Here is a 23,410-nt window from a genome sequence, read left to right on the forward strand (position 1 = left end):
CCAAGCGTATGGCGACCCGGCACCCGCTCCCGTTCCGAACGACGAAAAAGCAACTGACCGGTAGGGGTTGACGCCACCAGCGGCCGTCCTCCACAGTTACCTAACACGATTTAGGTAATGGGAGCAGATCGATGGCAGACATCACCAGGAGGCTCGCCCTCGGCGCAGCGGGTGCCGGCACACTCGCGGCCCTGACCGCCGGATTTCCCCGCCTGTCCGGCCTCGACATTCCGTCCCGGCGGACGAACGCGCTGAAGGTCGCCCTCAACGGCACCCAGCAAGCAGCGGACGCGCAGCGGCAACTGGCCGCGGCGTTCCGCAAGAAGCATCCCGACATCGACGTGATGATCATGCCGATCCAGGGCCAGGACTGGGGCGACTTCTTCGCCAAGATCCTCACCATGGTGGCGGCCGGCACACCACCGGACGTCGTCAACGTCGCGACCGAGGGCGCCCAGCTGTTCGCCTCCCGGCTGGCGCACCCGCTCGACGCCTACGTCCGCCAGGACAAGGCCGAGATGCAGGACTACTTCTCCGACGTGCACCCGGCGTTGATCGACGCGTTCATGTATCGCGGCTCCCTCTACCAGCTGCCGGACAACTTCAACGCCGGCAACATCTTCATGAACATGAGCGCGGTGCGGAAGGCCGGCTTCGACTACCCGCCGGACAACTGGACCAAGGACGACTTCGTCAAGATGCTGCGGGCGATCAAACGCACCGCCGGCCGCGGCGTCGTGCCGTTCTACTGGACCAACCGCATGTGGGGCGGCGTCACGCCGTGGCTCTACATCAACAACACGTCGATCCTCACCGAGACGAAGGCTCCCGGTGGGCACTGGATGTGGGAGACCTTCTACCGCGGGGCACGGGGCGCCGAGGGCCGCGCCGGCGGACCGCTGTGGCTCGAAGCAGCGGCCAACACTTCGGCGGTCGAGGAGACCTTCGAGTTCCTCCGGGAGCTGGTGGTCGACGGCCTCGCCAGCAGCCCGGCACAGGGCGGCGGGAACACGCTGGTGCCGCAGTTCGCGAGTGGCCGGGTGGCGATGACCGTCGCGGGCGGTTATTGGGTGGACGGCCTGCACCAGGCCGGCATCCCGAACAACGTCTACGACGTGCAGTACATGCCGCAGTGGAAGTCCCAGAACGCCCAGTTCGGCGCCGCCGGCTGGTCGATCATGAAGACGTCGGCCAAGAAGGACGCCGCGTGGGAGTGGCTGAAGTTCTGTGTCAGCCGTGAGGGTATGGCGATCACCTACCCGATCCCGAACAACACTCCCACTCGCCGCTCCATGTGCAACGGCACCTTCTACGGCAAGGAAGGCCCGAAGCACTGGAAGGTCTTCTACGACACTCTGGACGACTTCCCGGGGACCCACCCGATCCCCGCACCGCCGAACGAGAGCGCCATCGAGCTCGCCCTCGACAAGAACACCATCAACGCGGTGACCGGCGGGTCCGGTCAGCTGAAGTCGGCTCTGCGCAGCCTGCAGGGCGACCTGAACCGAGCCCTGGAGGCGACGCCATGACCACCATCGCGAAGAAGCCGGCGATCCATCGGGACAATGCCGCGACGGATCTGGCACCGTCGGCGGTCCGCAAACGCGAAAAGCGTATGGCGATGGCCTTTCTCGCGCCCACGGTCATCGGCCTCGGACTCTTCACGCTGGTGCCGATCATCGCGTCCGTCGTGCTCGCCTTCTTCAAGTGGGACGTCATCAGCGCTCCACGCTGGGCCGGCCTGAGCAACTTCGGCAGCCTGTTCAGCGACCCGACGCTGCGGACGTCGTTCGTCAACACGATCCTGTTCGTGGTCGTCACGGTCATCCTGCAACTGTCGATCGCGTTGTTCCTCGCAGTGCTGATCAACAGCAGGCTGCCGAAGTGGTTGCAGTCGACCCTGCGCTCGGTGTTCTTCTTCCCGCTGATCCTGTCGGCCGCGTCGGTGTCGATCATCATGTCCTACCTGTTCAACCAGGACTTCGGGCTGGTCAACACCTATCTGCAGGACGTCGGACTGGGCAAAGTGCCGTGGCTGACCAATGGCTTCAGCGCCCAGGTCATGGTCGTGCTCGTCTATGTGTGGCAGAACTTCGGCTTCACGTTCCTGCTCTTCCTCGGCGGACTCGCCGCCATACCGAGGGACGTCTACGAGGCGTCGTCGATCGACGGCGCCGGCGGGTGGCGGCAGTTCCGCTACATCACGCTGCCACTCCTCTCGCCGACCACCCTGGTGGCGTCGGTGATGGCGATCATCTCCGCCCTGCAGATCTTCGATCAGGCCTATGTCCTCACCCGGGGTGGTCCGGGTGATTCGACGCGCACCGTCGTGATGGTGATCTACCAGGACGCCTTCGGGCAATTGCAGTTCGGCACCGCGTCCGCCATCGGGGTCGTGCTCACCATCGTGATCATGCTCGTAACTGCCCTGCAGTTCCGGTTGTCCCGCCGATTCGTCTACTACAGCTAGGAATTCAGGTCATGGCTACGATCTCCGCAACGACCACGGCGGGACAGCGCAAGCGCTCGGCGGCGCTGACGAGTCTGCCGAAGATGCTGATCCTCCTGGTGGCGCTCGTGCTGACGCTCGGTCCGGTCGCGTGGACGCTGCTGTCCTCCCTGCGGCCCCCGAGCGAGTCTCTCGGCGGATCGCCGATCAGCTTCAGCCACCTCAGTTTCGACGCCTACCGGCAGGCATTCCAGCAGGTCGACATGTGGCTGCTGATCCTCAACAGCGTGCTCGTGACCGGGCTGATCGCCTTCGCCCAGATGGTCACCGCCGGCTTCGCCGGTTATGTCTTCGCGCGCATCCCCTTCCGCGGCCGCACCCCGCTCTTCGGGATCGTGCTGGCCACGATGATGGTGCCGATGCAGGTGACGATCGTGCCGGTGTTCATGCTGATTCGAGGCATGGGCCTCTCGGACACGCTGTGGGCACTGATCATCCCCGCTATACCGACGGCCTTCGGGACGTTCCTGATGCGGCAGTACTACCTGACGCTGCCGCCCGAGTTGGCCGAGGCCGCAGCCATCGACGGCGCGAGCCCGTGGCGCACGTTCCGCTCGGTCTACGCTCCGCTGTCGACCCCCGGTCTCGCGATCGTCGGCATCCTGGCGTTCAACGCGATCTGGAACGAGTTCTTCCGTCCGCTGATCATGGAGATCAGCTCCAGGAACTTCACCCTTCCCCTCGGCCTGGTCTCGCTGCAGGGCAACATGGGCACCGGCAGCGTCTCGGTCGTCCTGGCCGGAGTCATCATCTCGATGATCCCGGCGCTGCTCGTCTTCGTCTTCGGCCAGCGCACCCTTCGGCAGGGCCTGACCACCGGCAGCTTCCGCTGAGCCCCCCTTTCCGCACCATCCATCGAGAATCCGAGGTCACCCTCCAGATGCCGAACACCTTGCCCACCCTGCACATTCAGCCGCTCACGGGCTGGCTGAACGACCCCAACGGAGTGGTGCACCGGGACGGGCGGTGGCATGTGTTCTACCAGGCGAACCCGCACGCGCCGGTGCACGCCGACATCGAGTGGGGACACGTCAGCAGCGACGACCTCGTCGTATGGCGGCATCACCCGTCCGCGTTCCGGCCGGTGCCCGGCGGACCGGACTCGGCCGGCTGTTGGACCGGCGTCTACCTGCCCTGGCTGCCACGGCCGGCTGTCGCCTATTCCGGTGTCACCGTTGACGATTGCCGCTCAACCGTGTGCGTGCGGGAGGCGGTCGACCCGGATCTGGTCGACTGGAGCAAGCCGCGCGTCGTCGCCCGCACTCCGGACGACGTGCCCGAGATGCGGGATCCGTTCTGCTTCAGCTGGGGCGGTCGCCGGCTGGCGGTCATCGGCGCCCAACTGGCCACCGGGGAGGCAGCCGTGTTGCTGTATGACGTCCAGGACCCCGACGCCTGGCAGTACCTCGGCGTACTGCTGCGCAGCGGCCAACTGGACGTCGACCCGCCCCACGCCGACATCTGGGAGTGCCCGCAACTGGTCATCGAGGGCAGCCGCTGCTGGCTCATCGTCTCGCGCTGGATCGCGGGCGAGACGGTGAACGTCATCGCGTTCCGCGGCACCGTCACCGACCGGAACGGCTTGCCGGCGCTGCAGATCACCGGTATCGAGGAGTTGGACGCCGGTGACACCTTCTACGCACCGCAGATCGCTCTGGACGGCGACGACGCTCCGCTGTTGTTCGGCTGGATCCGGGAACCCGACACGACCGCCGCGGCGGCCAGCGGGATCAGCGGCTGCCTCACCCTGCCACGTCGCGTCGACACGTCCGGCGACAAGCTGCGATTCAGCATTGACGACGGTCTGCAGCGGTATGCCGACGATGCGCCCGCCATACAGCTGCACCTGCCGGCCGATCAGCCGACCGCGCTGCCGCCCGTCGCCCGGATTCGCGGCACGGCGGGCTCGGTCCGGCTGAGCGGTGCGCGACAAGATCTCCGAATCGATTGCCCGACAGGGCAGTTCGAACTATGGGCGGACCACGAGATCCTCGAGTTCTTTCCGCAGGGAGCTGCCCCGGTCACCCTGCGCGACGCGGGCACCGAGCAGTGGCTGATCAGCGTCGACGCGCCGTCGACGCTGACCGTTTCCGAGCTGGCGCCGCCACCGACTCCCGCAGCACCGCCGGCGAAGGCAGCAGCGTCGGTGTCGCCGGCATCGTGCCACTGGTGAGCCGATCGACCAGCAGTGCAACGGCGGTCTCGCCCATCTGCCGGTGCGGCAGCGCGAAGGTCGTGAGGGCGGGCACCAGGTTGGCGGCCAGCTCCTCCTGATCGTCGAACCCCAGGATCGACACGTCCTCCGGAACGCGCAGTCCGAGCCGGGCCGACGCGAGCAGCGCTCCCGCGGCGACGCGATCGGTGACACAGAAGACCGCGGTCGGGCGCTTGGCTGCCGCTCGGTCCAGCAGCGCGGTCGCCGCCCGGAAGCCTTCGTCGATCGTCCAGTTGCGTCTGCCGAGCGACAGGACCTCGGGCGTGCAGCCCTGCTCGGCGAGGCGCGTGGTGAAGCCTTCGTGCCGCCAGCGGCCCGCGATCGCGATGTCTCCGGTGATGGTGGCGATCTCCCGGTGGCCGAAGTCCAGCAGCAGCTGGGCCGCGGCCGTTCCGGCCTCGCGCTCGGCCGGGATCACGCTCGGCAGGCTGGAGTCGGCGGAGAAGCAGTTTGCCAGCACGACCGGCAGCCCCGCGGTCGGCACGTGGGCGACCTCCCGCAGACCCATCGACGCATAGACGAGGCCGTCGACCCGGCGCCGGCGGAACTCCTGGGCGGCCTCCAGCTCGCGGTCGACCCGCCCGCCGCTGTCGAAAACTGCTGCGAGATAACCGCGTTCGCCGGCAAGCTGTGAGGCGCCGTCGAGCAACTGGCCCGCGAACGGACTGGACGCGATGGCGTCCGTGACGATGCCGATCAGGTGGGTGCGTTGCGTGCGCAGGCTGCGCGCCACCGGGTGCGGCGAGTAGTTGAGCTGGGACGCCGCCGCCAGGATGCGCTCGCGAGTGGCCGCGGAGACGTTCCCCTCCTCCTTGCCGTTGAGGACGAACGACACCGCGGTGCGGGAGGCGCCGGCGAGATCGGCCACGTCCTGCGCCGTCGCCGGCTTCCCGCCCTGCTGCGGAGTCACGCGGCGGCCTACAGCCCCAGCTCCCGCGCCCCCGTCGCGGACGAGTCGCGCAGGAAGTCCGCGCAGCGGCGCTGCTCGTCGGTCTCGCCGATCGCACCGGCCGCCTTCGCCAGCGCCCCGAGCGCCCGCAGGAAGCCGCGATTGGGCTCGTGTTCCCAGGGCACCGGACCCTGCCCGCGCCAGCCGGATCGCCGCAGCGCGTCGAGACCACGGTGGTATCCGGTGCGGGCGAAGGCGTAGCCCTCGACCACGTCGCCGTCGTCCAGCGCGTCCTCCGCGAGCGTCGCCCAGGCGAGCGACGAGGCCGGGTAGGACCGCGCGACATCCCGGGGGTCCACGCCCTCCTCCAGCGCCGAACTCGCCGGATCGGCAGGCAGTTTGGTCTCCGGTATGCCGAGCAGGTTCTCGCTCACTTCGAGTGCTTCCCCGCGGATCCGAGGTTCTCGCACGCCTCGACGACGCGCGCCGACATACCCGCCTCGGCCGCCTTGCCCCAGGCGCGCGGGTCGTACTGCTTCTTGTTGCCGACCTCACCGTCGATCTTGAGCACGCCGTCGTAGTTGCCGAGCATCCAGCCGGCGACCGGACGGGTGAAGGCGTACTGCGTGTCGGTGTCGACGTTCATCTTCACCACGCCGTAGGACACCGCCTCGGCGATCTCCTTCGGGTCCGAGCCGGAGCCGCCGTGGAAGACCAGGTGGAACGGCTTGTCATCGGGCGTGTTGAACTCCTCGTGCACCGTCTCTTGCGCCTTCTTGAGCACTTCGGGACGCAGCTTGACGTTGCCCGGCTTGTAGACACCGTGCACGTTGCCGAAGGTCAGCGCGGTCATGTAGTAACCCTGCTCCCCGGTGCCGAGCGCCCGGGCGGTCGCGACGGCGTCCTCCGGCGTGGAGTAGAGCTTCTCGTCCATCGCACCCTCGACGCCGTCCTCCTCGCCGCCGACGACGCCGACCTCGATCTCCAGGATGATCTTGGCGGCCTTGCACTGGGCGAGGAGTTCTTCGGCGATCTGGAGGTTTTCGTGCAGTTCGACAGCCGAGCCGTCCCACATGTGCGACTGGAAGTAGGGCAGGCCACCCTGTTTCACGCGCTCGGTCGACGCGGCCAGCAGCGGGCGCACGAAGCCGTCGAGCTTGTCCTTGGGGCAGTGGTCGGTGTGCAGCGCGATGTCGACGTCATACGCCGTCGCCACCTCGTGCGCGAAGGCGCTCATCGCGAGCGCGCCGGTGACCATGTTCTTGACGCCCTGCCCGGAGAAGTACTCCGCACCGCCGGTGGAGACCTGGATGATGCCGTCGCTCCCGGCGTCGGCGAAGCCCTTGATCGCGGCGTTCAGGGTCTGACTGCTGGAGACGTTGATGGCCGGGTAGGCGAAGCCGCCCTTCTTGGCCCGGTCGAGCATCTCGGCGTACTTCTCGGGGGTCGCGATCGGCATGGAGGCCCTCCTGCAGGCGTCGGCGAACAGTGCGTCCCACTATCCAACCATCCGGACTGCGCCGGGTGCGCCGCTGTTCGTCAGCTGACGTCGAGAGCGTCCCGCCGCGCCCGCAGCTGGTCTCGTTCGGGATCGTTGGCGCACCGCTCGATCGCGAGGTCGTACGCCGCTGCCGCTTCGGTATGGCGCGCCGCCCGCGCCAGCAATTCTCCACGCACGGCGGGCAGCCGGTGCGTGTGCGGCAGTCGGTCGTCCAGGCCGTCCAGCAGTGCCAGGGCGTTGGCCAGGTCGCCCGCTTCCGCGACCGCTACCGCACGGTTGAGCCGAACCACCGGCGAGCCGGTGAGCTCTTCCAGTTGCCGGTAGTAGTCGGCGATGGTGAGCCAGTCGGTGTCCTCGGCGCTGCGCGCCCGGGCGTGCTCCGCGGCGATCAGCGCCTGCAGCACGTACTCCGCCGCCAGCGCCCGCTCCAGCGCGACTCCGTTGGCTGCGCCGGTCGAGCGTCGTCCTGAGTAGCCCGGAGCTTGCGAAGGGCGTATCGAAGGGTGCCGGGGGAGCGCAGCGGAGGAGGTGTATCGAGACCCGCAGCCCGATCCGGTCAACTGCCCCAACAGCTCCAGTCCCTCGGCGATCTCGTCGTGGTGCCAGGCGTCGCGATCCTGCGCCGGCAGCAGCACCAGCGCACCGTCGGCGCGGACCCGGGCGTCCCGCCGCGCGTGCTGGAGGAGCATCAATGCGAGCAGCGCCGTGAGCGTCGGGCTGTTCGCGGCAGGATGACCTGTCTCCCGCACGAGCCGGATGAGCCGGATTGCCTCTCCCGCCAGTTCGGACCGCACGACGTCGGCTCCGCTGCCCGGTGCGTATCCAGCGGTGAACGTCAGATAGGCAACACGCGCAACGGTTTCCAGTCGCTCGGGCAACACGTCGTCATCGGGTATGGCGAGCGGGACCCCCGCTGCCACGACCTTTTTGCGCGCACGAGTGAGCCGAGCCGCCATGGTCGGCTCGGGCACCAGGAACAGTCGTGCGATGTCGGCAGTGGAGATGCCCAGAACCAGTCGCAAGGTCAGCGCCGCACCGGCCTCCTCGCTCAACGCCGGATGCGCCGCCAGGAGCACCAGCCGCAGGAGATCGTCGGACCCTCCGCGCCGCCCCCTCTCCTCCACCGCCAGCAGCGGCTGCTTCTTCGCGGCCACGGCTTCCGCGCGCAGCCGGTCCAGCACCCGTCGCTTCGCGGCCGTCATCAGCCAAGCCGGCGGGTTGTCCGGCATACCGGCCTCCGGCCACGTTCGCGCGGCCCGCTCGAACGCGTCGGCCAGCGCGTCCTCGGCCAGATCCAGTCGACGCGTCTGCGCGACGAGCAGGGCCAGCAGCCGGCCCCACTCGTCGCGCCAGACACGTTCCAGGGCGTCGCTCACTCGCTGACCCGGGGCCCCCGCGAAGTATCGGCGGAGGAGCGCAGCGGAGGAGTCGAACTTCGTGGGGTGGCGTCGTCCATCCCCTCGATGCGGATGCAGGGGCGGATCTCGATCGAATAGATCTCCGGGAGCAGCCGGCACCACTTCACGACCTGGTCGAGGTTGTCCGCCTCGACCAGATAGAAGCCGCCGAGGTGTTCGGCGGTTTCGGCGAACGGCCCGTCGGTGAGTTCGACCGTGCCACTGCGGCGCCGGAGCGTCGTGGCGGTGTCGGCGGTGTCCAGCGCCTCGCCGCCGAGGATCGCCGGCCCGACCTCGCGCCCGAAGGTGATGTGCTCCTGGTGCCAGCGCTCGCGATCCGCGGGGTCGGCATCGTTCCACTCCCCCTCGCGACCGGCCAGCAGGATGAGATATTTCGTCATGACACACGCTCCTCCGGTTGCACCGTCCGGCGCACCTCGACACCCTCACCGATCGCGGTGAGGATCTTGCAGCAGTCGAGCACGTCGTCGACGTCGTCGGTCTCGACCAGGAAGAAGCCACCCACCTGCTCGGTGGACTCCGCGAACGGCCCGTCGGTCACCGTGCTACCTCCGGGCGCGATCCGCTTCGCCTCGGAGGTGGCGTGCAGCTCGGCGCCACCGGTGATCTTGTGCCCTCGGTTGACCAGTTCGGCCGCGAACCGGCCGTATTCGGCGTAGCCGTGCGTGCGTTCCTCGGCGGACATGGTGGTCCACCAGCGGTCGGCGTCGCCCACGATCACGACCATGTACTCAGTCATCGTTGCCCTCCAGTTCGCGCAACTCGATGAGGTCTCCGGTGCTGGCCAGTTGCCGGCAGCACGCCTCGACGCCGTCGCGGTCGTCGCTCTCGATCAGGTAGAACCCGACAATCTGTTCGGCGGACTCGGTGAACGGTCCGTCCGTCACCGTCGTCCCGCCGTTGCCGTCCGGCCGCATCGAGACCGCCTGTGCCGACGGCCGCAGCGGCGACCCGATCACCACACGGTGGCCGCCCTCGGCGAGTTCGCGGTTGAAGCGGTCGTGTGCACGCATGCCTTTCTCGTGGTCCTCCGGCGGTAGCTGCGCCCACTCGGCTTCCGGCGCCGGCAGCAGGACAAGGAATCGCTTGGTCATGGTGACCCTTTCGATCTGGGGTGGCTCCATCCTCTGACAGCACGATGACGGGTGGGTCGGCCGGGAATCGACACTCCCGGGAAAAGTTTTTGCGAGAGACCGATGATTCGTGCCGTAGCCGCTGGTCGTAGTCAGGTAGGCATCACACTCCGAAGGGATTTCACCATGGGCCGGCTCGTCCTGTATTCGATCTGCTCCCTCGACGGTGCCGTCGACGACCCGACACGGTTGTTCCCGCCGGACACCGACGAACCGTCGCCGCCCGAGTTCGACGACGTGCTCGACGGCCGCTTCCGGCGGCTCATCGAGACGCAGACCGCCGTGCTGCTCGGTCGCGGGATGTATGACGAATGGGCCCGCTTCTGGCCGACGTCGAACGACCAGCCGTTCGCCGACTTCATCAACTCCGTGCCGAAGTATGTCGTGACGTCCTCCCCGCTCGACGGCGGCTGGAACAACGCACAGCCGGTGTCGGGTTCGCTCGCCGACATCGTCAGCCAGGTGAAGGCGGCCACCACGGGCGACGTCGGTGTCCACGGCAGCGTCACGCTCGCGCAGTCGTTGTTGGCCGACGGCCTGGTCGACGAACTGCAACTGACCGTCGCACCGGTCTTCGACCCGGTCGGCCGGCGGCTCACCGAACCCATCAGCGATCTGACGCAACTCACGCTGACCGATTCCTTGGTCACCCCGAGCGGCGCGATGTGGCTGACCTATCGCTTGACGACACGCTGAGCAGGTGTACTGGACCGGGGCGGCGGCTACCGGGCACCAGCAGGCGACTCGCCGAAACCGTGCACGTGCCGCAGGATCCAGACATGCATCGCGATGGCGGCGGCCGCGCCGGCATTGATCGACCGGGTCGAGCCGAACTGCTCGATGTGCAGCACGTCGACGCACGCCTGCTCCATCTCTGGCGTCAGCCCGGGGCCCTCCTGCCCGAAGACGAGGACGCACGTGCGCGGCAGCTCGTACGTCTCGATCGGCGTGCTGCCCGGCAGGTTGTCGATGCCGATCAGCGGCAGGCCTTCGGCTGCCGCCCAGGCCGCGAAAGCCGCGACGTCCGGGTGATGGAACTCATGCTGGTAACGGTCGGTCACCATCGCGCCGCGCCGGTTCCATCTCCTCTTGCCGACGATGTGAAATGCCTTGGCGTTGAAGGCGTTCGCGGTCCGGATCACCGAGCCGATGTTGAAGTCGTGCCCCCAGTTCTCGACCGCGACGTAGAAATCGTGGCGGCGTGAGTCGAGGTCGGCGACGATCGCCTCGTGCGTCCAGTAGCGGTAGCGATCCTCGACGTTGCGCCGGTCGCCGTTCGCGAGCAACTCCGGGTCGAAGCGCGGGTCGGGTATGCCGTCGGCGAGCGCCGGCCACTCCCCGTCATACGGCCCCACACCGACGTCCTGCGCTGCCTCCACGCGCTCAGCCAACCGCACCGCCGGCGAGCTGCGTCGTCCGGGTCGCCAGTCGCCGGTATGCCGTCACCAGCCCGTCGTTGTCCAGCACCTCGAAATCGTGCGGCAACCGCAACAGCCACCACGCCATGGTGTCCAGATCGTGAGCGCCGACCCGTAGGTCGCAGTGCGTCTCGCCGACCGCGCTGAGCGTGCCCCACCGCGCGACGTAGTCATCGACCTCCTCGATCGGGCAGGCGAGCCGCACGGTCGCCTCGTGATCCCAGCCGGACCGCACCGACCGGCGGATGTATTCCTCGGCGTCCGGCGCCTCCCGGGGCGTGAAGCCGAAGGTCGACGCACGCACCTCGGCCATCCGGTCCAGCCGGAACGACCGCCAGTCCTCCCGGTCGAGATCGAAAGCCATGAGATACCAACGTCTTCCGGTCGCCACCAGCCGATAGGGCTCCACTCTCCGGTATGACGCGACCCCATCGCGCGCCGTGTAGTCGAACCGCGCCTGATGGCGCTCCCGCACCGCTCGCGCGAGCGCGAGCAGCGCGTCGGAGTCGACGGTGATGCCCTGATATTCGACGGTGACCGTCGCCTCCTGCACCGCCGCGACATGCGCTCGTATGGCGGCCGGCATCACCTGGTCCAGTTTGGCCATCGTGCGCAACGCCGCCTCCCCCACGCCGGCCACCGTGCCGCCGGCGGCCAGTCGCAGACACACCGCGACGGCGACCGCCTCGTCCTGGTCCAGCAGCAACGGCGGCAGCGCCCGGCCGGCACCGAGTTGATAGCCGCCACCGCTGCCCCGGCTGGACTGCACCGGGTAGCCGAGTTCGCGAAGCCGGTCGATGTCCCGCCGGACCGAACGGGTCGTCACGTCCAGGCGATCCGCCAGTTCTTCACCGGTCCACACCGCCTGGGCCTGAAGCAGGCCGAGCAGTTGGAGCAGCCGTGCCGTCGTCGTCATACCCGCCAGTGTCCACCGGCAGCGGACAGAAGTTGTCCGCTAACCCATCGGGGGCGACGACCGGGGGCGTTGCCATACTGAACCGGTGCCGCCGGCCAAGCCACCGACCATCAGCGATGTCGCACGCGCGGCAGGCGTCTCCCGTACCACCGCATCCGACGCGCTGAACGGAACCGGCCGGGTCGACGCGTCGACCCGGAGCCGGGTGCGTGACGCGGCGCAGCGCCTCGGCTACCGCCCGAACTTGCGGGCCAAACGCCTGCACACCGACCGCTCCCAGATGATCGGCTTCGTGTCCTCCGTGCCGGCGGAAGTCGCGGCCGGCCCCGCGCGACTCGGTTTCTACATGGAGGTCGCGGCCGCAGCCGCCGAGGTCGCGCTCGAGCGCGGCTACGCGCTCATCCTCACTCCCCCGGTCGCCACCGAGACCCCGGTGGACACCCTCGACATCGACGGCGCGATCGTCGTCGAGCCGGTGCAGGACGACCCGATCACCGCCTCGCTGGCCGACCGCGGACTGCCGGTGGTGACGCTGGGCGCTCAGCTCGGATCGGACCGCCCGCACATCGGCCTGCACAGCGATCTGGCCACCCGCATCCTGCTGGACCACCAGCACGAGCGCGGTGCCCGCCGGATCGCGCTCATCGTCGGGGACACCCAGCGGCACTCCTACGACGCCGCCCGTGCGGCATACGACGCCTGGTGTGCCGAGCATCGGCTCGTGCCGGTGGTCGAGACCGCCGCGGAGAGTGCCGGGCCAGAGGGCGGCTACGCGGCCGCTCGGCGCATCCTCACCACGCACCCGGACACCGACGGCATCTGCGCCATGGTCGACGCCTTCGCCGTCGGATGCGTCCGCGCCGCAACCGAACTCGGCCGGCGCATCCCGGACGATCTACTGCTGGCGACCCGGTATGACGGGGTCCTTGCGCGCACCTGTGATCCGCCGCTCACCGCCCTGAACCTGCACCTCGCACGCTCGGCGTCGTTGGCGGTCGAGCTTCTGCTCGGGCTGATCCGCCGGGACGAGCCGGCGACCGCGGCCCCGGAGCTGCTCGAGCCACCGACCCTCGTGGCGCGCGCGTCGACGGGCGACCCGCGCTGATCAGGCCTTCAGCAGCAGCGTCAGCCCCGAGACGATGGAGAACGCGATGATCCCGACGCGGACCTTGGGTCCACGGACCCGGTGGTGGACCAGGCTGCTGGCCGCCATACCCGCGACGAGCGCCGGCAGCAGCAGCAGCGCGGCGACCAACTGATCGGCGTGCAGGCGACCGGTCACGGCGATCACCGCGAGCGACGCGAGCTCACCGACCAGGAAGCAGAAGGCGACCGTCGCGCGCATCACCGGCGCCGGATGGTGTTGGTAGACAAGGGCGTACGGTGGCCCGCCCACCCCGGTCGCCGTCTCCACGACACCGGTGATGACGCCCGCCGTGACGAACGCGCCGCGGCGCGGTGAGAAGGCCGGCGCGACCAGGGTGACGACGGCGGCGAGCACCGTCGCCACACCGACCAGCAGGTTGATCCGTCCGAGCGGGATCGCCGCCAACAGCACCAGCCCCGGCACTGTCCCCGGGATCCGGCCCAGGCTGATCCAGCCGGCGCCCGACCGGTCGATGTGCGCACGATCGCGCCAGGCGACGTACGCGTTCAACGGGATCATCAGCAGCAGCGTCGTCACCGGCACCAGTCCGGGGTCGGTCAGCCCGATCACCGGCGTGGTGATCAGCGCGAATCCCAGGCCCCCCGCCCCTTGCACGAAGGCGGCCACGAGCACTGCGACAGTGAGGACGGCCCAGACGGTGAGCGTCATCGGCTGCGCTCCCGATGCTCGTCGGCGGTCGGGTGGATCACCGTCACCGGCGCGTCGGCCAGCAGCTTCTCAGCGGCCCGCTGCGCGTCCTCGAGCAGCACCGCGGCATCCCAGCCGACCGGTTCGCCCCGCCAGATCCGCGGCACACCGTCGACAACGACGGCCTCGATCCGGTCTCGTCCCACCAGCCGGACCAGCTCCCAGGTCGGGTCGTGGCTCGGCACCAGCTCCGGGCCGGTGACGTCGACGATCAGGTAATCGGCCGCCGAGCCGGTCGCGACGCGGCCGACACAGGAGCCGAGCCCCACGGCATCGGCCGAGCCGGCCGTCGCGTGCTCCAGCCACGTCCAGCCGCCCCCGACCGACGAGTCGCCGGTCGCCATGCCGACCGTGAGCCGCTGCGCCGTCTCGGCGGCGTCGACCAGCCGGAACGCGTCTCCCCGGGTGGCGTCGGTCCCGATGCCGAACCGGATGCCCATCGCCGCCATCGCCATCGCCGGCGCCACCGCGTTGCCCTTCCAGGCGCTCGCGACCGGGTTGTAGCTGACCGCGGCACCGGTGTCGGCCACCCGCTGCAGTTCGTACGGCGTGACCAGCGTCGCGTGTGCCGCGAGCAGCGCCGGCCCGAGCGCACCCGCCCGGTCCAGATACTCCAGCGGCCGTAGCCCGGTGGCCTCCAGGGACCGCTCGACCGCGACGAGGTGCTCGTTGACGTGGATCTGCAGGGCACAGCCTGCCCCCATCGCCAGCCGATGCAGGGCGCCGAGCACCTCGGGCGAGGCCGCCTCCGGGATCGACACCGCCAGCGAGGGGTGGACGAGCGGGTATGCCGACCAGCGGCCCAGGTGACGCTCCGCCTGCTGCGTCGCCGGGCCGGGGTCGCCGGTCAGGTCGTTCTGTACCTCCGCGAGCACGCAGCGCAGCCCGGCGTCCTGCACCGCGGAAGCGACCGCGGCCAGATCGATCTGCGCGCGAGTGCCCGCGTCAGCAACGGTCGTGAACCCGCCGCGCAACCACTCCAGGGCCGAGAGTTTGCTTGCCAGATACGCGTTCTCCTCGGTCAGCTGCTGCTCCATCGGCACCCACACGCGGCGGAAGATCTCCGAGGGCTCGCCGAAGACCAGCGACTTGCCGAACGCCTGCGTCAGGTGGTGGTGGGAGTCGACGAAGCCGGGCATCAGCACTCGGCCGGGCAGTTCGTGGCATTCGACGGACGGGTGACGGGCGACCACTTCGGCGCGCGGCCCGACATCGGCGAAGGCTCCGCCGCTGATCAGCACCGCCCAGCCCCGGCGCATGCCCTCGGGCGCGAGCGTGAGCTCCGGGGCCAGCAGGACGTCCTCGCGGCCGAGCAGTTCGGTGGTCAGGACACTCATCGGGACAGACTCTCCGTTTCGGGTCGGATGTATGGCGCCGGCCCTACCGGGGGCGCCGCCTTCTTCCTGCCGGGCAGGTGGTTGAACACGATGTTGAGCAGCACCGCGATGATCGCGGTCATCGCGACTCCGCTGCCCAGGATGTTCTGCAGGGCCGCGGGGAACTGCGCATACGCTCCGTTGACGACGATCGGCAGCAGGCCGACGCCGATCGAGACGGACACGATGATGACGTTGCTGTGCTCGGTGAAGTCGACGGTGCTGAGCATCTTGACGCCCATCACGCTGATCACGGCGTAGACGGTCAGCGCGACGCCTCCGACCACGGCGCTGGGGATGCCGTTGATCAGCCGGGCGACCGGGGTGAACAGCCCGACGCCGATCAGGAACACCCCGGCTGTCGCGGTCACGAACCGGCTGCGGACGCCGGAGATCTGCACCAGCCCGACGTTCTCACCACTGGTGACCAGCAGGGACGTGCCGAAGAACGCCCCGACTCCGGAGGTCAGGATGTCGGCGATGATCAGCCGCGGCACGTCGCGGCGCGGGGTGATCTCCTTGCCCACGATGTCGCCGACGATCGCAGTCTGCCCGGTCGCCTCCGCCATGGTCGCCATACCGACCGCGATCAGCGGCACCGCAGCAGCCAGGTTGAACACCGGCGATCCGAGCGGGAAGACGCTGGGGACACTGACCACACTGCCGCCGCCGACGTGCCCGAATTCGCCGAGTGCGACGGACAGCAGCGCGCCGGCGACCAGTCCGAGCAGCACCGCGACCTGACGCCAGGCGCCGCGCAGCAGCCGCCAGAAGATCACCATCAGGATAGTGGTGGCCAGTGCGAGCCCGAACCCCTTGACCGAGCCGAAGCCGGGCGTGCCTGGCGCGCCGGTGACCAGTTTCGCCGCCACCGACACGACGTTGATGCCGATGATGACGATCAGGGTGCCGAGCACGACCTTCGGGAAGAATCGCAGCAATTGGACGAAGATCGGCAGGAACAGCAGCATCGCGGCGACGGTGATGAAGACCGCCCCGGTCGCGACCCGCAGGTCGTACTGCTTGCCGATCGCGATGAACACCACGAGCGGCGCGCCGCCCTGCAGCATCACGAACGGCATCCGCACGCCGATCCGCCAGATACCGAGCGACTGGATCAGTGCGCCGATGCCGCACATGACGAAGGCCGCGGTGAGCAGGTCGACGGTGGTCGCCGAGTCCAGGCCGAAGGTCCGACTGAGCAGGAAGACCGACGAGATCGGCGCGGCCGCGACGACCATGACGTGCTGGACGGCGAGGACCACCGTCCGGCGCGCGGGCAGCCGCTGGTCGACGGGGCAGATCTCGGACGGTGGGGCCGCGGGCGACTGAACGGGTTTCATCGCATCTCCAGGTGTATGCCGAATCGATCCGGCAACCATAGAACGTGATCTCGGTCACCGTCAATGGTTGATTTCGGGCGGCCCTCCAGCGTGGCGGTTCCTCGGCAAGCACCGGGGAGAGCCGACGGCCGCGCGAGATCCGTCGCTAAGCAATCGCTCAGCCGGCCTCACGTACGCTTGCGCGCGTGATGCACTCCCTCGGCCCGAGCTTCATGGACCCGACATACCTGCTCGACCGGTTCGGCGGCGCGTTCTTCGTCATCGCCCTGCTGATCGTCTTCATCGAGTGCGGGGTGCTGTTCCCGATCCTGCCGGGCGACTCACTGCTCTTCGCGATCGGCCTGTTCAGCTCCAGCGCGAAGTACGGCTTCCACGTGCCGCTCTACGTGTCGGTGCCGCTGCTCATGATCGTGGCGTTCGCCGGCAACGTCGTGGGCTTCGAGATCGGCCGGGTGGTCGGCAAGCCGATCTACGAGCGCGACGGCCGCATCCTCCGGAAGGAGTACTTCGAGAAGACCAACGCGTTCTTCGACAAGCACGGCAACAAGGCGCTGGTCATCGGCCGCTTCGTCCCGATCGTCCGCACCTTCATCACCCTCGTCGCCGGCGCCAGCCGGATGGACCGGAAGCGGTTCTTCACCTGGAGCGCCGTGGGCGCCATCCTCTGGGTCGCCATCGTGGTCGCCGCGGGTGTCGTCCTCGGCAAGGCGTTCCCCGGCCTCGGCGACAAGATCGACGTCGCCATCATGGTCGTCGTCATCATCTCGGTGATCCCGATGGTCTACGAATACCTCAAGCACCGCCGGCAGGCGCGTGCCGCGGGAGCAACGAGCGGAGAGTAGACCCGCGCAGAACCCGCAGCGCCGCCAGCGAGACCACGGTCAGCGACAGCACCCCGGCGCCGAGATAGGTGCTGCGGACGCCCACCGCCGTGCCGACCGCGCCGAAGATCAGCAGCGACAGCACATTGGTCGCCTGCATCAGTCCGTTCACGGTCGCACGTCGCGGTGCCGCCATACCGATTTCTGAAGTGCTTCCTTCACAACTATGAAAGTAACCTTCACGACTTCGGTGAACAGGGCATGCAGAAGCGGCCCGACCTTCCCGTTGAAAGGTCGGACCGCTCGTCCTGCCGCTTGGGTCAGTGCTGGCCGACAGGGCCCATCGGGCGCTGACCGCCCCGGGCCGCATCGCGCATCCGGGCGAATGCCTGCGCATACCGGGAGCCGGCGACGAGCAGCACGAGACCGACGACGATGAACGTGATCGCTCGCGTGGCGCCGCTCATCTCCTGCAGATCGAAGAGGAAGAGCTTGGCGATGGCGCAGCCGGCGAGCAGCAGGCCACCGGCCAGCGAGGTCGCCGCATGGCGCGGGAAGTACAGCCCGAATGCCATGAGGGACATCGCGACCGAGACCCACACGACGGTCACCCCGAGGTGCGCGCTGTGGAAGCCCTCCGTGGCACCGACCCACGAACCGAAGGAGACGATCGCGACGGTCACGCCATACAGGCTGACGATGCCGGCGCTCACGGTTGCCACGGTCGGCTGCACCTTCAGACCGGACCGCAGGAGGGCCAGGCCCGCCGTAGCCGCCCAGACAGCCAGCACGAGACCGCCGAGCATCGTGGCGTACGACAGCCGGGCGTCCGCCAGGCCGGACGACGCGAGCGAAGCGGGGTCGGCGAAGCCGAGGTATGCCGCGCCACCGACCACGCCGAAGGCCACGCCACCGCGGTGGCCAGCACGGAGTGGATGGAGACAGCGGCGGCAGTCAGGAGCAGGCCGGGCACGAGCAACAGGACCGGCAACCAGGAACCGTGTGTGAAGGTCAAGCAGGCTTCGATGCCGACGCAGACGGCCACCGCACCGAGGGTCGCCCGTCGGACGGCACCGAGCGACAGAAGGAGACCGGCGACGGCGGCCAGCGCGACTGCGACGGCGGCGCCGGTGATCATCGCAACCGGACGGTCCAGATAGGTCAGCTGCACGGCCACGGGCAGTGCTCCGACGACGAACGCGCCGCTGTGCAGCTCGTCGTCCTTGCCACGTGAGGCGATCACCGAAGCAGCCGAGAAGCCGATCACGGTGAGGACGGCGGGCAGCGAGAGGATCGACCGGACGTCGGCCGCGTAGGCGACGGCGACGAAGACGGCGGGCACGGTGCGCACCAGGGCCAGGTAGTGCCAGCCGCGGATGCGCTCCGGCACCAGCCCAGCAGCCTGCAGGATCACCATGAACCAGACGAGGGAGACGGTGACGCCACCGGTGAGGACGGGAGCGAGCGCCGCGACCGCGACGGTGACGCAGATTGCGAGCAACTCCGTGCGCCACTGCACGGCGAGGGCGCCGGCGGCGGCCGCGACAGCGCCGGCGAGCGCGAGCCCGGCGAGTGCCGGGATCCACTCGTAGAACGAGGTCATCGCGACCACCACGATGAAGAATCCGGCGATGCCGGTACCCGCCAACGCGACGCCGCCGATGCTGCCGCCGGGGCGGTGGTGGATGCGCATTCCGCCGGCGACCAGGACGGCGGAGAGGAGCGCGCCGCCGGCGATCCGCAGCTGCGGGCTGAGCAGCCCGGCGTGTGCGGCGATGACGAGCAGCATGACCACGCCGATGAGGGTGATCGCGCCGCCGGTCAGCACGAGCAGCTTGCTGACGACTCCTTCGCGCTGCCACCACGGTGCCTTGCGGGGCACCATCGGGTATGACGCGACAGGTCCCGCGCCTCCAGCCTGCGGAGTCGCGGGACCTGCGAACGGGTTGGCCGGGATCGGGCCCGGCACGGGACCTGGGTGCTGTGGTGTCGTGTTCATGCCCTCAGCCTGCGAGAAGCAGCGGCCGGCGACCTGAGTACGACTACTCAGACCACCTAGGGATTGTCGGCAGCGCTGCCACGGGCACCGTCACGCAGTCGTCCTGCGTATCAGTCCAGTTCGTGCTCGATGGCGTAGCGGGTGAGCTCGATCCGGTTGGACAGCTGCAGCTTGCGCAGCGTGGCCTGCACGTGGTTCTCGACGGTGCGGTGACTGACGTCGAGCCGGCGCCCGATCTGTTTGGCGCTCAGGCCTTTCGCCACGAGGCGCAACACCTCGAGTTCGCGCGGCGTCAGCGTCGGTGCAGGCGCTTCGCCGGCCGGTGTCGGCTCACTCGCCATACGGCGGTATTCACCGAGTACCAGGCCGGCGAGCCCCGGGGTGAAGACCGCCTGGCCGGCGGCGGTCGCGTTGACCGCTTCGATCAGCTCGGTCGCGGACGCGCTCTTGACGAGATAGCCACAGGCGCCGGCCTTGACCGCCTCGAGCACGTCGTCCCGTTCGGAGGACGCCGACAGCACGAGCACGTTGGCGCCCGGCGCGGCCTCGAGCACTCGGGCGGTCGCTTCGGCACCATTGCCGTCCGGCAGTTGCATGTCCATCAGCACCACCTGCGGGCTGGTGGCTCTGGCTCGCGTCGCAGCGGCGGCGACGCTGTCGGCGGTCCCACCACGACGAACCCCGCTGCCGTGAGGTCGCGACTCACCCCGTCACGCCACATCGGGTGGTCGTCGACGATCATGACGGTGGCGGCTTGCTGCTCAGTCACGGTGCCCATCCTGCCGGTCCGTCCGCGGCACATGCAGCTCCCACTCGGTGCCCAGGTCGGGGCCGGTGTCGAGGATCGCCTCGCCGCCGAGGTCGTGCATCCGGCCGCGGATCGACTTGCTCAGGCCCATCCGCCCTTGGGCACGCGCTTCGTCGAGGCGCCCGGCCGGGATGCCGACCCCGTCGTCCCGGACGGTCAGCACCACCTCGTCGCCGAGGTCCTCCAACAGAAGGAACGCCGTGGCGCCGTCACCCGCGTGCTGGTCGACGTTGTCCAGGATGGTCCGCACGACGGCGATCAGCTCGGCGACGGCTGCGCTCGGCAGCCGGACGGCCTCGGCCGGTCCGGAGAAGTTCACGTCCGTGGGAAGCACGGCCTGCAGCCGGCTGCGCAGGTCCGTCGACTCGTCGATGCCGGGCACCGGTGCCTGCTCACTGATCAGCGTGCGCAGCGCCTGCTCCTGCTGTCCGGCGAGCCGGCCCACCTGCGCGGCCCCGCCGCCGAGGTCCGCGCCGCAACGCCGCATCAGGGCCAGGACCTGGAGCGTCCCGTCGTGCACCTTGCGGGCGAGCCGCTCGCGCTCCTTGGTCGCCGCCTGCATCCGGATCGCCGCCGACAGCTCCTGCTGCGCGCGCGACACGATGCGCGCGCCGATGCCGAGCGTGACGCCGACGGTCAGCAGGATCGGGGTGGTGGCGTCGGTGACGACGTTGTGGAACTGCTGCTCGATGCCCAGGCTGAGCAGCGAGAAGCCGACACCGGTCACGCCGCCGGCGATCGGGCCCCAGAGCAGCGCCACGGACACGACGGCGTTGGTGATCCAGAACGTGGACGGCAGGCTCTGGTGATGGTGGAAGTACTCCGGCCGGACCACCCACACCGTGGACACCGTCAGCAGCACGGTGATGACGAGTTCGGTGACCACGATCGGAGTCCGAGGCGCCAGTTCGAAGGCATAGAGGAGGCCGCTCACTCCGGACCAGATCACCAGCAGTGCGATGAGCAGCCAGCTGATCAGCGGGTGGCTGTATGCGGGGATGCCGGAGCCGGACGGCGCCTGCGCCCGGACCGACACGATCTGCGCCCCGATCGCGTAAGCCACCGAGGCGAAGCGGAACACCTGCGCACCACGCCAGAAGGGCAGCGTGGCGTCCGAATCGATCTGCACGACCACGCGTTCCACGCCACCGACCGTAGAGCACGACGCGACGGGGTGCGGCACGATGGAGTCATGACCGAGCGGCGAACGCTGACGCTGACCGACCCCCGGGCCATCCGGGTGCTGGCGCACGAGGTCCGGCAGCAGTTGCTCGACGAGCTCGGCGGGGGCACGGTGCTCACCGCGACCGAGGCCGCCGGACGGTGCGGCATCACACCGTCCGCGATGAGCTACCACCTGCGGGCCATGGAACGGTGGGGGCTCGTCGAACGCGTCGAGAGCGAGGACGGCCGTGAGCACCCGTGGAAGCTGGTGGCGGAGTCGATCAAGATCGACGATGCGGCGGCCGCCGGAATCGATGCCGCTGTTGCCAATTCATTGCTCGGCAACCTCGTGCGCCGCATCTCGCGGACCGTGCAGGAGATGATCGAGCGCCATGACCCGGACGAGCACGCCTCGATCGTGCAGCAGGGCGGCATCTATCTCACGGACGGGGAGGCGGCGGAGCTCGACGCCATCGTCGACGACGCGCTGCATCGTTTCGACGACCGGCGCGACAAGCGCACCGCGCCGGAGGGCACTCGCCGACGTGACCTCTACTGGCTCAACCTGCCGCGCGGCTGATCTGCTGCGCCGGGGTTTGCAGCGCGTCGTCGAACCGCCGGCGGACCAGCGCCACGATGCGCGGGTCGGCGCCCAGTGGTTCGGTCACGGGCACGTCATACCGCTGCAGTCGATCGTGGAAGAACCCCCGACCCATCAGGTATGACGCAATCCGGACCCGGCCGCCGCCAGCAGCCGCGGTCTGGAGCGCCTCAGGCACGGAAGGTGTTGCCGCTGCGGCGAATCCGGCGATCACGCGACCCGGCCACAGCTGCGCCAGCTGATCGGCGACCACGCGCACGGCGTCCGCGGCCTCGGGCCGGGACGATCCGGCAGCCGCGAGCACGACGTGGTCGTGGGAGGCGGCGCCGGACTCCAGGAGCCGGTCGCGCAGGATCTCCGCCAGCACCGGATGCGGACCGAGCGGGGGCGCGGCCGTCACCAACGGGGAACTGCTCGCAGCGCCCGCCACGTCCACCTCCATGTGGTAGCCGGTCGACAGCAGCACCGGAACGATGATCGTCCGAATCCGTTGCCGTACCAGCTGATCGACGATCTCGCCGAGCCGCGGCGACTGGACGTCGACATACGCATCGATGACCCGGACGTCCGGGAGGCTGCGCTGCAGCCGGGCACGCAACACGCGCACGGTCTCCTGCCCGTGCCGGTCGGACGTGCCGTGCGCGACGAGCACGAGCGCGACGGGACTCATGGTTTCACTCCTTGAAGGGCCCGGGTCACCGCACCGATCACGATCACCGCGGGATTGCCGATGCCGGACTCGGCGACACGGTCGGCGATCGTGGCGAGCGAGCCGCTCACCTGACGCTGGTCACTGGTCCAGGCGGACTGGACGACCGCGACCGGGGCGTCGGGGGACTTCCCCGCACGCACGAGGTTCGCGGCGAGCTCGCGCAGTCGTCCCATGCCCATGAGCACGACGATCGTGTGCGGCCAGCGCGCGAGCGTGTCCGGGTCGAGGTCGTCATGGCCGGAGACGACCAGCACGCCGTGCGACACGTTCCGATGCGTGACCGGGATGTCTGCCGCGGCGGGAGCGGAGAAGGCAGACGTCACGCCCGGCACCACGTCGACCGGTATACCGGCGGCGCGACAGGCCAGCAGCTCCTCGCCACCACGACCGAGGACGAACGGGTCGCCGCCTTTGAGTCGTACGACGACCTTGCCTTGTTTCGCGCGATCGACCAACAACGCGTTGATCTCGTCCTGCGGCACGGGGTGATGGTGCGGTGTCTTGCCCACGTCGATGATCTCGATCCCGGGTGGCAGTTCCCGCAGGACGCCGTGCGGCGCCAGCCGGTCCACGACCACGACGTCGGCGTGTTCGAGCGCGCGCAGCCCGCGGACGGTGATCAGGTCGTCCGCGCCGGGACCACCCCCCACGAGCACGACACGACCCACCGGCGTCGACGACTCCTCGACCTCGGACACGTGGGCAACCTCTCGGACCAGCTCAATTCAGCGA

Annotated in this window: 28 protein-coding genes; 8 read left to right on the top strand and 20 right to left on the bottom strand. The window is 69.2% G+C overall.

What is annotated here, in order from left to right; genetic code table 11:
- Positions 1-131 precede the first annotated feature (131 nt).
- From ACN8HC_RS01070 to ACN8HC_RS01085, 4 genes are read left to right on the top strand one after another with little or no spacing between them, the layout of a single operon-like run.
- Complete coding sequence (locus tag ACN8HC_RS01070) at positions 132-1,529, top strand: ABC transporter substrate-binding protein (RefSeq protein ID WP_490073013.1); 1,398 nt, start codon at positions 132-134, stop codon at positions 1,527-1,529.
- On the top strand, positions 1,526-2,470 hold the full coding sequence (locus ACN8HC_RS01075; RefSeq protein ID WP_490073014.1) for a carbohydrate ABC transporter permease: 945 nt from the start codon (positions 1,526-1,528) through the stop codon (positions 2,468-2,470). The genes ACN8HC_RS01070 and ACN8HC_RS01075 overlap by 4 nt, the downstream gene beginning before the upstream one ends.
- Before the next feature lie 11 nt (positions 2,471-2,481).
- Positions 2,482-3,342: a carbohydrate ABC transporter permease gene (locus ACN8HC_RS01080; protein ID WP_490073015.1), complete on the top strand. Its 861-nt coding sequence runs from the start codon at positions 2,482-2,484 to the stop codon at positions 3,340-3,342.
- A 47-nt stretch (positions 3,343-3,389) separates the two neighbouring features.
- Positions 3,390-4,682 carry a glycoside hydrolase family 32 protein gene (locus ACN8HC_RS01085; protein WP_490073016.1) on the top strand — a complete coding sequence of 431 codons (1,293 nt, stop codon included), beginning with the start codon at positions 3,390-3,392 and terminating at the stop codon, positions 4,680-4,682.
- Here ACN8HC_RS01085 and ACN8HC_RS01090 read toward each other — a convergent pair.
- The 7 genes from ACN8HC_RS01090 to ACN8HC_RS01120 form a co-directional block, all read right to left on the bottom strand.
- Positions 4,567-5,634, bottom strand: coding sequence for a LacI family DNA-binding transcriptional regulator (locus ACN8HC_RS01090; protein ID WP_490073017.1), 1,068 nt, complete (start codon positions 5,632-5,634; stop codon positions 4,567-4,569). The two genes, ACN8HC_RS01085 and ACN8HC_RS01090, sit on opposite strands and share 116 nt — an antisense overlap.
- Before the next feature lie 8 nt (positions 5,635-5,642).
- Positions 5,643-6,047: a DUF3151 domain-containing protein gene (locus tag ACN8HC_RS01095; protein ID WP_490073018.1), complete on the bottom strand. Its 405-nt coding sequence runs from the start codon at positions 6,045-6,047 to the stop codon at positions 5,643-5,645.
- On the bottom strand, positions 6,044-7,072 hold the full coding sequence (gene fbaA, locus ACN8HC_RS01100) for a class II fructose-bisphosphate aldolase (RefSeq protein WP_490073019.1): 1,029 nt from the start codon (positions 7,070-7,072) through the stop codon (positions 6,044-6,046). Before fbaA ends, ACN8HC_RS01095 begins: the two co-directional genes overlap by 4 nt.
- A gap of 80 nt (positions 7,073-7,152) precedes the next feature.
- Positions 7,153-8,490, bottom strand: coding sequence for an RNA polymerase sigma factor (locus tag ACN8HC_RS01105; RefSeq protein WP_490073020.1), 1,338 nt, complete (start codon positions 8,488-8,490; stop codon positions 7,153-7,155).
- On the bottom strand, positions 8,487-8,912 hold the full coding sequence (locus tag ACN8HC_RS01110) for a YciI family protein (protein ID WP_490073021.1): 426 nt from the start codon (positions 8,910-8,912) through the stop codon (positions 8,487-8,489). The genes ACN8HC_RS01105 and ACN8HC_RS01110 overlap by 4 nt, the downstream gene beginning before the upstream one ends.
- Positions 8,909-9,271 (bottom strand): YciI family protein, encoded by a 363-nt coding sequence (locus ACN8HC_RS01115; RefSeq protein ID WP_490073022.1) that lies wholly within the window; start codon positions 9,269-9,271, stop codon positions 8,909-8,911. Before ACN8HC_RS01115 ends, ACN8HC_RS01110 begins: the two co-directional genes overlap by 4 nt.
- On the bottom strand, positions 9,264-9,626 hold the full coding sequence (locus tag ACN8HC_RS01120; protein WP_490073023.1) for a YciI family protein: 363 nt from the start codon (positions 9,624-9,626) through the stop codon (positions 9,264-9,266). Before ACN8HC_RS01120 ends, ACN8HC_RS01115 begins: the two co-directional genes overlap by 8 nt.
- 165 nt (positions 9,627-9,791) lie before the next feature.
- Between ACN8HC_RS01120 and ACN8HC_RS01125 the strand changes: the two genes are divergently transcribed.
- On the top strand, positions 9,792-10,361 hold the full coding sequence (locus ACN8HC_RS01125) for a dihydrofolate reductase family protein (protein WP_490073024.1): 570 nt from the start codon (positions 9,792-9,794) through the stop codon (positions 10,359-10,361).
- A 26-nt stretch (positions 10,362-10,387) separates the two neighbouring features.
- Here the strand turns inward: ACN8HC_RS01125 and ACN8HC_RS01130 are convergent, their stop codons facing one another.
- Positions 10,388-11,044 (bottom strand): TrmH family RNA methyltransferase, encoded by a 657-nt coding sequence (locus ACN8HC_RS01130; RefSeq protein WP_490073025.1) that lies wholly within the window; start codon positions 11,042-11,044, stop codon positions 10,388-10,390.
- Between the two features lie 4 nt (positions 11,045-11,048).
- Positions 11,049-11,999, bottom strand: a complete 951-nt coding sequence (locus ACN8HC_RS01135; protein WP_490073026.1) for a helix-turn-helix transcriptional regulator — start codon at positions 11,997-11,999, stop codon at positions 11,049-11,051.
- 85 nt (positions 12,000-12,084) lie between these two features.
- On the opposite strand from ACN8HC_RS01135, the gene ACN8HC_RS01140 reads away from it, so the two are divergent.
- Positions 12,085-13,104: a substrate-binding domain-containing protein gene (locus ACN8HC_RS01140; protein WP_490073027.1), complete on the top strand. Its 1,020-nt coding sequence runs from the start codon at positions 12,085-12,087 to the stop codon at positions 13,102-13,104.
- On the opposite strand, the gene ACN8HC_RS01145 is transcribed toward ACN8HC_RS01140, so the two are convergent.
- From ACN8HC_RS01145 to ACN8HC_RS01155, 3 genes are read right to left on the bottom strand one after another with little or no spacing between them, the layout of a single operon-like run.
- Positions 13,105-13,815 (bottom strand): sulfite exporter TauE/SafE family protein, encoded by a 711-nt coding sequence (locus ACN8HC_RS01145; protein ID WP_490073028.1) that lies wholly within the window; start codon positions 13,813-13,815, stop codon positions 13,105-13,107.
- Positions 13,812-15,191: an amidohydrolase family protein gene (locus ACN8HC_RS01150; RefSeq protein ID WP_490073029.1), complete on the bottom strand. Its 1,380-nt coding sequence runs from the start codon at positions 15,189-15,191 to the stop codon at positions 13,812-13,814. The genes ACN8HC_RS01145 and ACN8HC_RS01150 overlap by 4 nt, the downstream gene beginning before the upstream one ends.
- Positions 15,188-16,573, bottom strand: coding sequence for a uracil-xanthine permease family protein (locus ACN8HC_RS01155; protein WP_490073030.1), 1,386 nt, complete (start codon positions 16,571-16,573; stop codon positions 15,188-15,190). Before ACN8HC_RS01155 ends, ACN8HC_RS01150 begins: the two co-directional genes overlap by 4 nt.
- A gap of 188 nt (positions 16,574-16,761) precedes the next feature.
- Between ACN8HC_RS01155 and ACN8HC_RS01160 the strand changes: the two genes are divergently transcribed.
- Positions 16,762-17,415, top strand: coding sequence for a DedA family protein (locus ACN8HC_RS01160; RefSeq protein WP_490073675.1), 654 nt, complete (start codon positions 16,762-16,764; stop codon positions 17,413-17,415).
- Here the strand turns inward: ACN8HC_RS01160 and ACN8HC_RS01165 are convergent.
- The 6 genes from ACN8HC_RS01165 to macS all read right to left on the bottom strand — a co-directional run bounded on the left by ACN8HC_RS01165 (position 17,366) and on the right by macS (position 21,345).
- On the bottom strand, positions 17,366-17,566 hold the full coding sequence (locus ACN8HC_RS01165; protein WP_490073031.1) for a hypothetical protein: 201 nt from the start codon (positions 17,564-17,566) through the stop codon (positions 17,366-17,368). The two genes, ACN8HC_RS01160 and ACN8HC_RS01165, sit on opposite strands and share 50 nt — an antisense overlap.
- A 148-nt stretch (positions 17,567-17,714) precedes the next feature.
- Entirely contained in the window at positions 17,715-18,116 is a 402-nt protein-coding gene (locus tag ACN8HC_RS01170) for a DUF2339 domain-containing protein (protein WP_490073032.1), read from the bottom strand.
- 14 nt (positions 18,117-18,130) lie between these two features.
- Entirely contained in the window at positions 18,131-19,393 is a 1,263-nt protein-coding gene (locus ACN8HC_RS01175) for a DUF2339 domain-containing protein (protein WP_490073033.1), read from the bottom strand.
- Positions 19,394-19,503: 110 nt separating this feature from the next.
- Positions 19,504-20,004 carry a LuxR C-terminal-related transcriptional regulator gene (locus tag ACN8HC_RS01180; RefSeq protein ID WP_490073034.1) on the bottom strand — a complete coding sequence of 167 codons (501 nt, stop codon included), beginning with the start codon at positions 20,002-20,004 and terminating at the stop codon, positions 19,504-19,506.
- Complete coding sequence (locus tag ACN8HC_RS01185) at positions 19,995-20,162, bottom strand: hypothetical protein (protein ID WP_490073035.1); 168 nt, start codon at positions 20,160-20,162, stop codon at positions 19,995-19,997. Before ACN8HC_RS01185 ends, ACN8HC_RS01180 begins: the two co-directional genes overlap by 10 nt.
- Positions 20,155-21,345: a MacS family sensor histidine kinase gene (gene macS / locus ACN8HC_RS01190; RefSeq protein WP_490073036.1), complete on the bottom strand. Its 1,191-nt coding sequence runs from the start codon at positions 21,343-21,345 to the stop codon at positions 20,155-20,157. The genes ACN8HC_RS01185 and macS overlap by 8 nt, the downstream gene beginning before the upstream one ends.
- A gap of 48 nt (positions 21,346-21,393) precedes the next feature.
- Here macS and ACN8HC_RS01195 point away from each other — a divergent pair, with 48 nt between their 5' ends.
- Positions 21,394-21,945, top strand: a complete 552-nt coding sequence (locus tag ACN8HC_RS01195; RefSeq protein WP_490073037.1) for a winged helix-turn-helix domain-containing protein — start codon at positions 21,394-21,396, stop codon at positions 21,943-21,945.
- On the opposite strand, the gene ACN8HC_RS01200 is transcribed toward ACN8HC_RS01195, so the two are convergent.
- Positions 21,926-22,636, bottom strand: coding sequence for a sirohydrochlorin chelatase (locus ACN8HC_RS01200; protein ID WP_490073038.1), 711 nt, complete (start codon positions 22,634-22,636; stop codon positions 21,926-21,928). The two genes, ACN8HC_RS01195 and ACN8HC_RS01200, sit on opposite strands and share 20 nt — an antisense overlap.
- A complete protein-coding gene (gene cobA, locus ACN8HC_RS01205) occupies positions 22,633-23,376 on the bottom strand; it encodes a uroporphyrinogen-III C-methyltransferase (protein ID WP_490073039.1) in 744 nt (247 codons plus the stop codon). The genes ACN8HC_RS01200 and cobA overlap by 4 nt, the downstream gene beginning before the upstream one ends.
- Positions 23,377-23,410: the final 34 nt, after the last annotated feature.

It is taken from the genome of Flexivirga sp. YIM B11880, from assembly GCF_058148645.1.

What these genes read in the sequence shown, in the direction of transcription:
- ACN8HC_RS01115 (WP_490073022.1), bottom strand. Translation starts at nt 9,271, where the DNA reads ATGACTGAGTACATGGTCGTGATCGTGGGCGACGCCGACCGCTGGTGG.
- ACN8HC_RS01085 (WP_490073016.1), top strand. Translation starts at nt 3,390, where the DNA reads ATGCCGAACACCTTGCCCACCCTGCACATTCAGCCGCTCACGGGCTGG.
- ACN8HC_RS01200 (WP_490073038.1), bottom strand. Translation starts at nt 22,636, where the DNA reads ATGAGTCCCGTCGCGCTCGTGCTCGTCGCGCACGGCACGTCCGACCGG.
- ACN8HC_RS01135 (WP_490073026.1), bottom strand. Translation starts at nt 11,999, where the DNA reads ATGACGACGACGGCACGGCTGCTCCAACTGCTCGGCCTGCTTCAGGCC.
- ACN8HC_RS01145 (WP_490073028.1), bottom strand. Translation starts at nt 13,815, where the DNA reads ATGACGCTCACCGTCTGGGCCGTCCTCACTGTCGCAGTGCTCGTGGCC.
- ACN8HC_RS01175 (WP_490073033.1), bottom strand. Translation starts at nt 19,393, where the DNA reads ATGAACACGACACCACAGCACCCAGGTCCCGTGCCGGGCCCGATCCCG.
- ACN8HC_RS01080 (WP_490073015.1), top strand. Translation starts at nt 2,482, where the DNA reads ATGGCTACGATCTCCGCAACGACCACGGCGGGACAGCGCAAGCGCTCG.
- ACN8HC_RS01075 (WP_490073014.1), top strand. Translation starts at nt 1,526, where the DNA reads ATGACCACCATCGCGAAGAAGCCGGCGATCCATCGGGACAATGCCGCG.
- ACN8HC_RS01150 (WP_490073029.1), bottom strand. Translation starts at nt 15,191, where the DNA reads ATGAGTGTCCTGACCACCGAACTGCTCGGCCGCGAGGACGTCCTGCTG.
- ACN8HC_RS01120 (WP_490073023.1), bottom strand. Translation starts at nt 9,626, where the DNA reads ATGACCAAGCGATTCCTTGTCCTGCTGCCGGCGCCGGAAGCCGAGTGG.
- ACN8HC_RS01155 (WP_490073030.1), bottom strand. Translation starts at nt 16,573, where the DNA reads ATGAAACCCGTTCAGTCGCCCGCGGCCCCACCGTCCGAGATCTGCCCC.
- ACN8HC_RS01125 (WP_490073024.1), top strand. Translation starts at nt 9,792, where the DNA reads ATGGGCCGGCTCGTCCTGTATTCGATCTGCTCCCTCGACGGTGCCGTC.
- ACN8HC_RS01195 (WP_490073037.1), top strand. Translation starts at nt 21,394, where the DNA reads ATGACCGAGCGGCGAACGCTGACGCTGACCGACCCCCGGGCCATCCGG.
- ACN8HC_RS01070 (WP_490073013.1), top strand. Translation starts at nt 132, where the DNA reads ATGGCAGACATCACCAGGAGGCTCGCCCTCGGCGCAGCGGGTGCCGGC.
- ACN8HC_RS01110 (WP_490073021.1), bottom strand. Translation starts at nt 8,912, where the DNA reads ATGACGAAATATCTCATCCTGCTGGCCGGTCGCGAGGGGGAGTGGAAC.
- fbaA (WP_490073019.1), bottom strand. Translation starts at nt 7,072, where the DNA reads ATGCCGATCGCGACCCCCGAGAAGTACGCCGAGATGCTCGACCGGGCC.
- ACN8HC_RS01160 (WP_490073675.1), top strand. Translation starts at nt 16,762, where the DNA reads ATGCACTCCCTCGGCCCGAGCTTCATGGACCCGACATACCTGCTCGAC.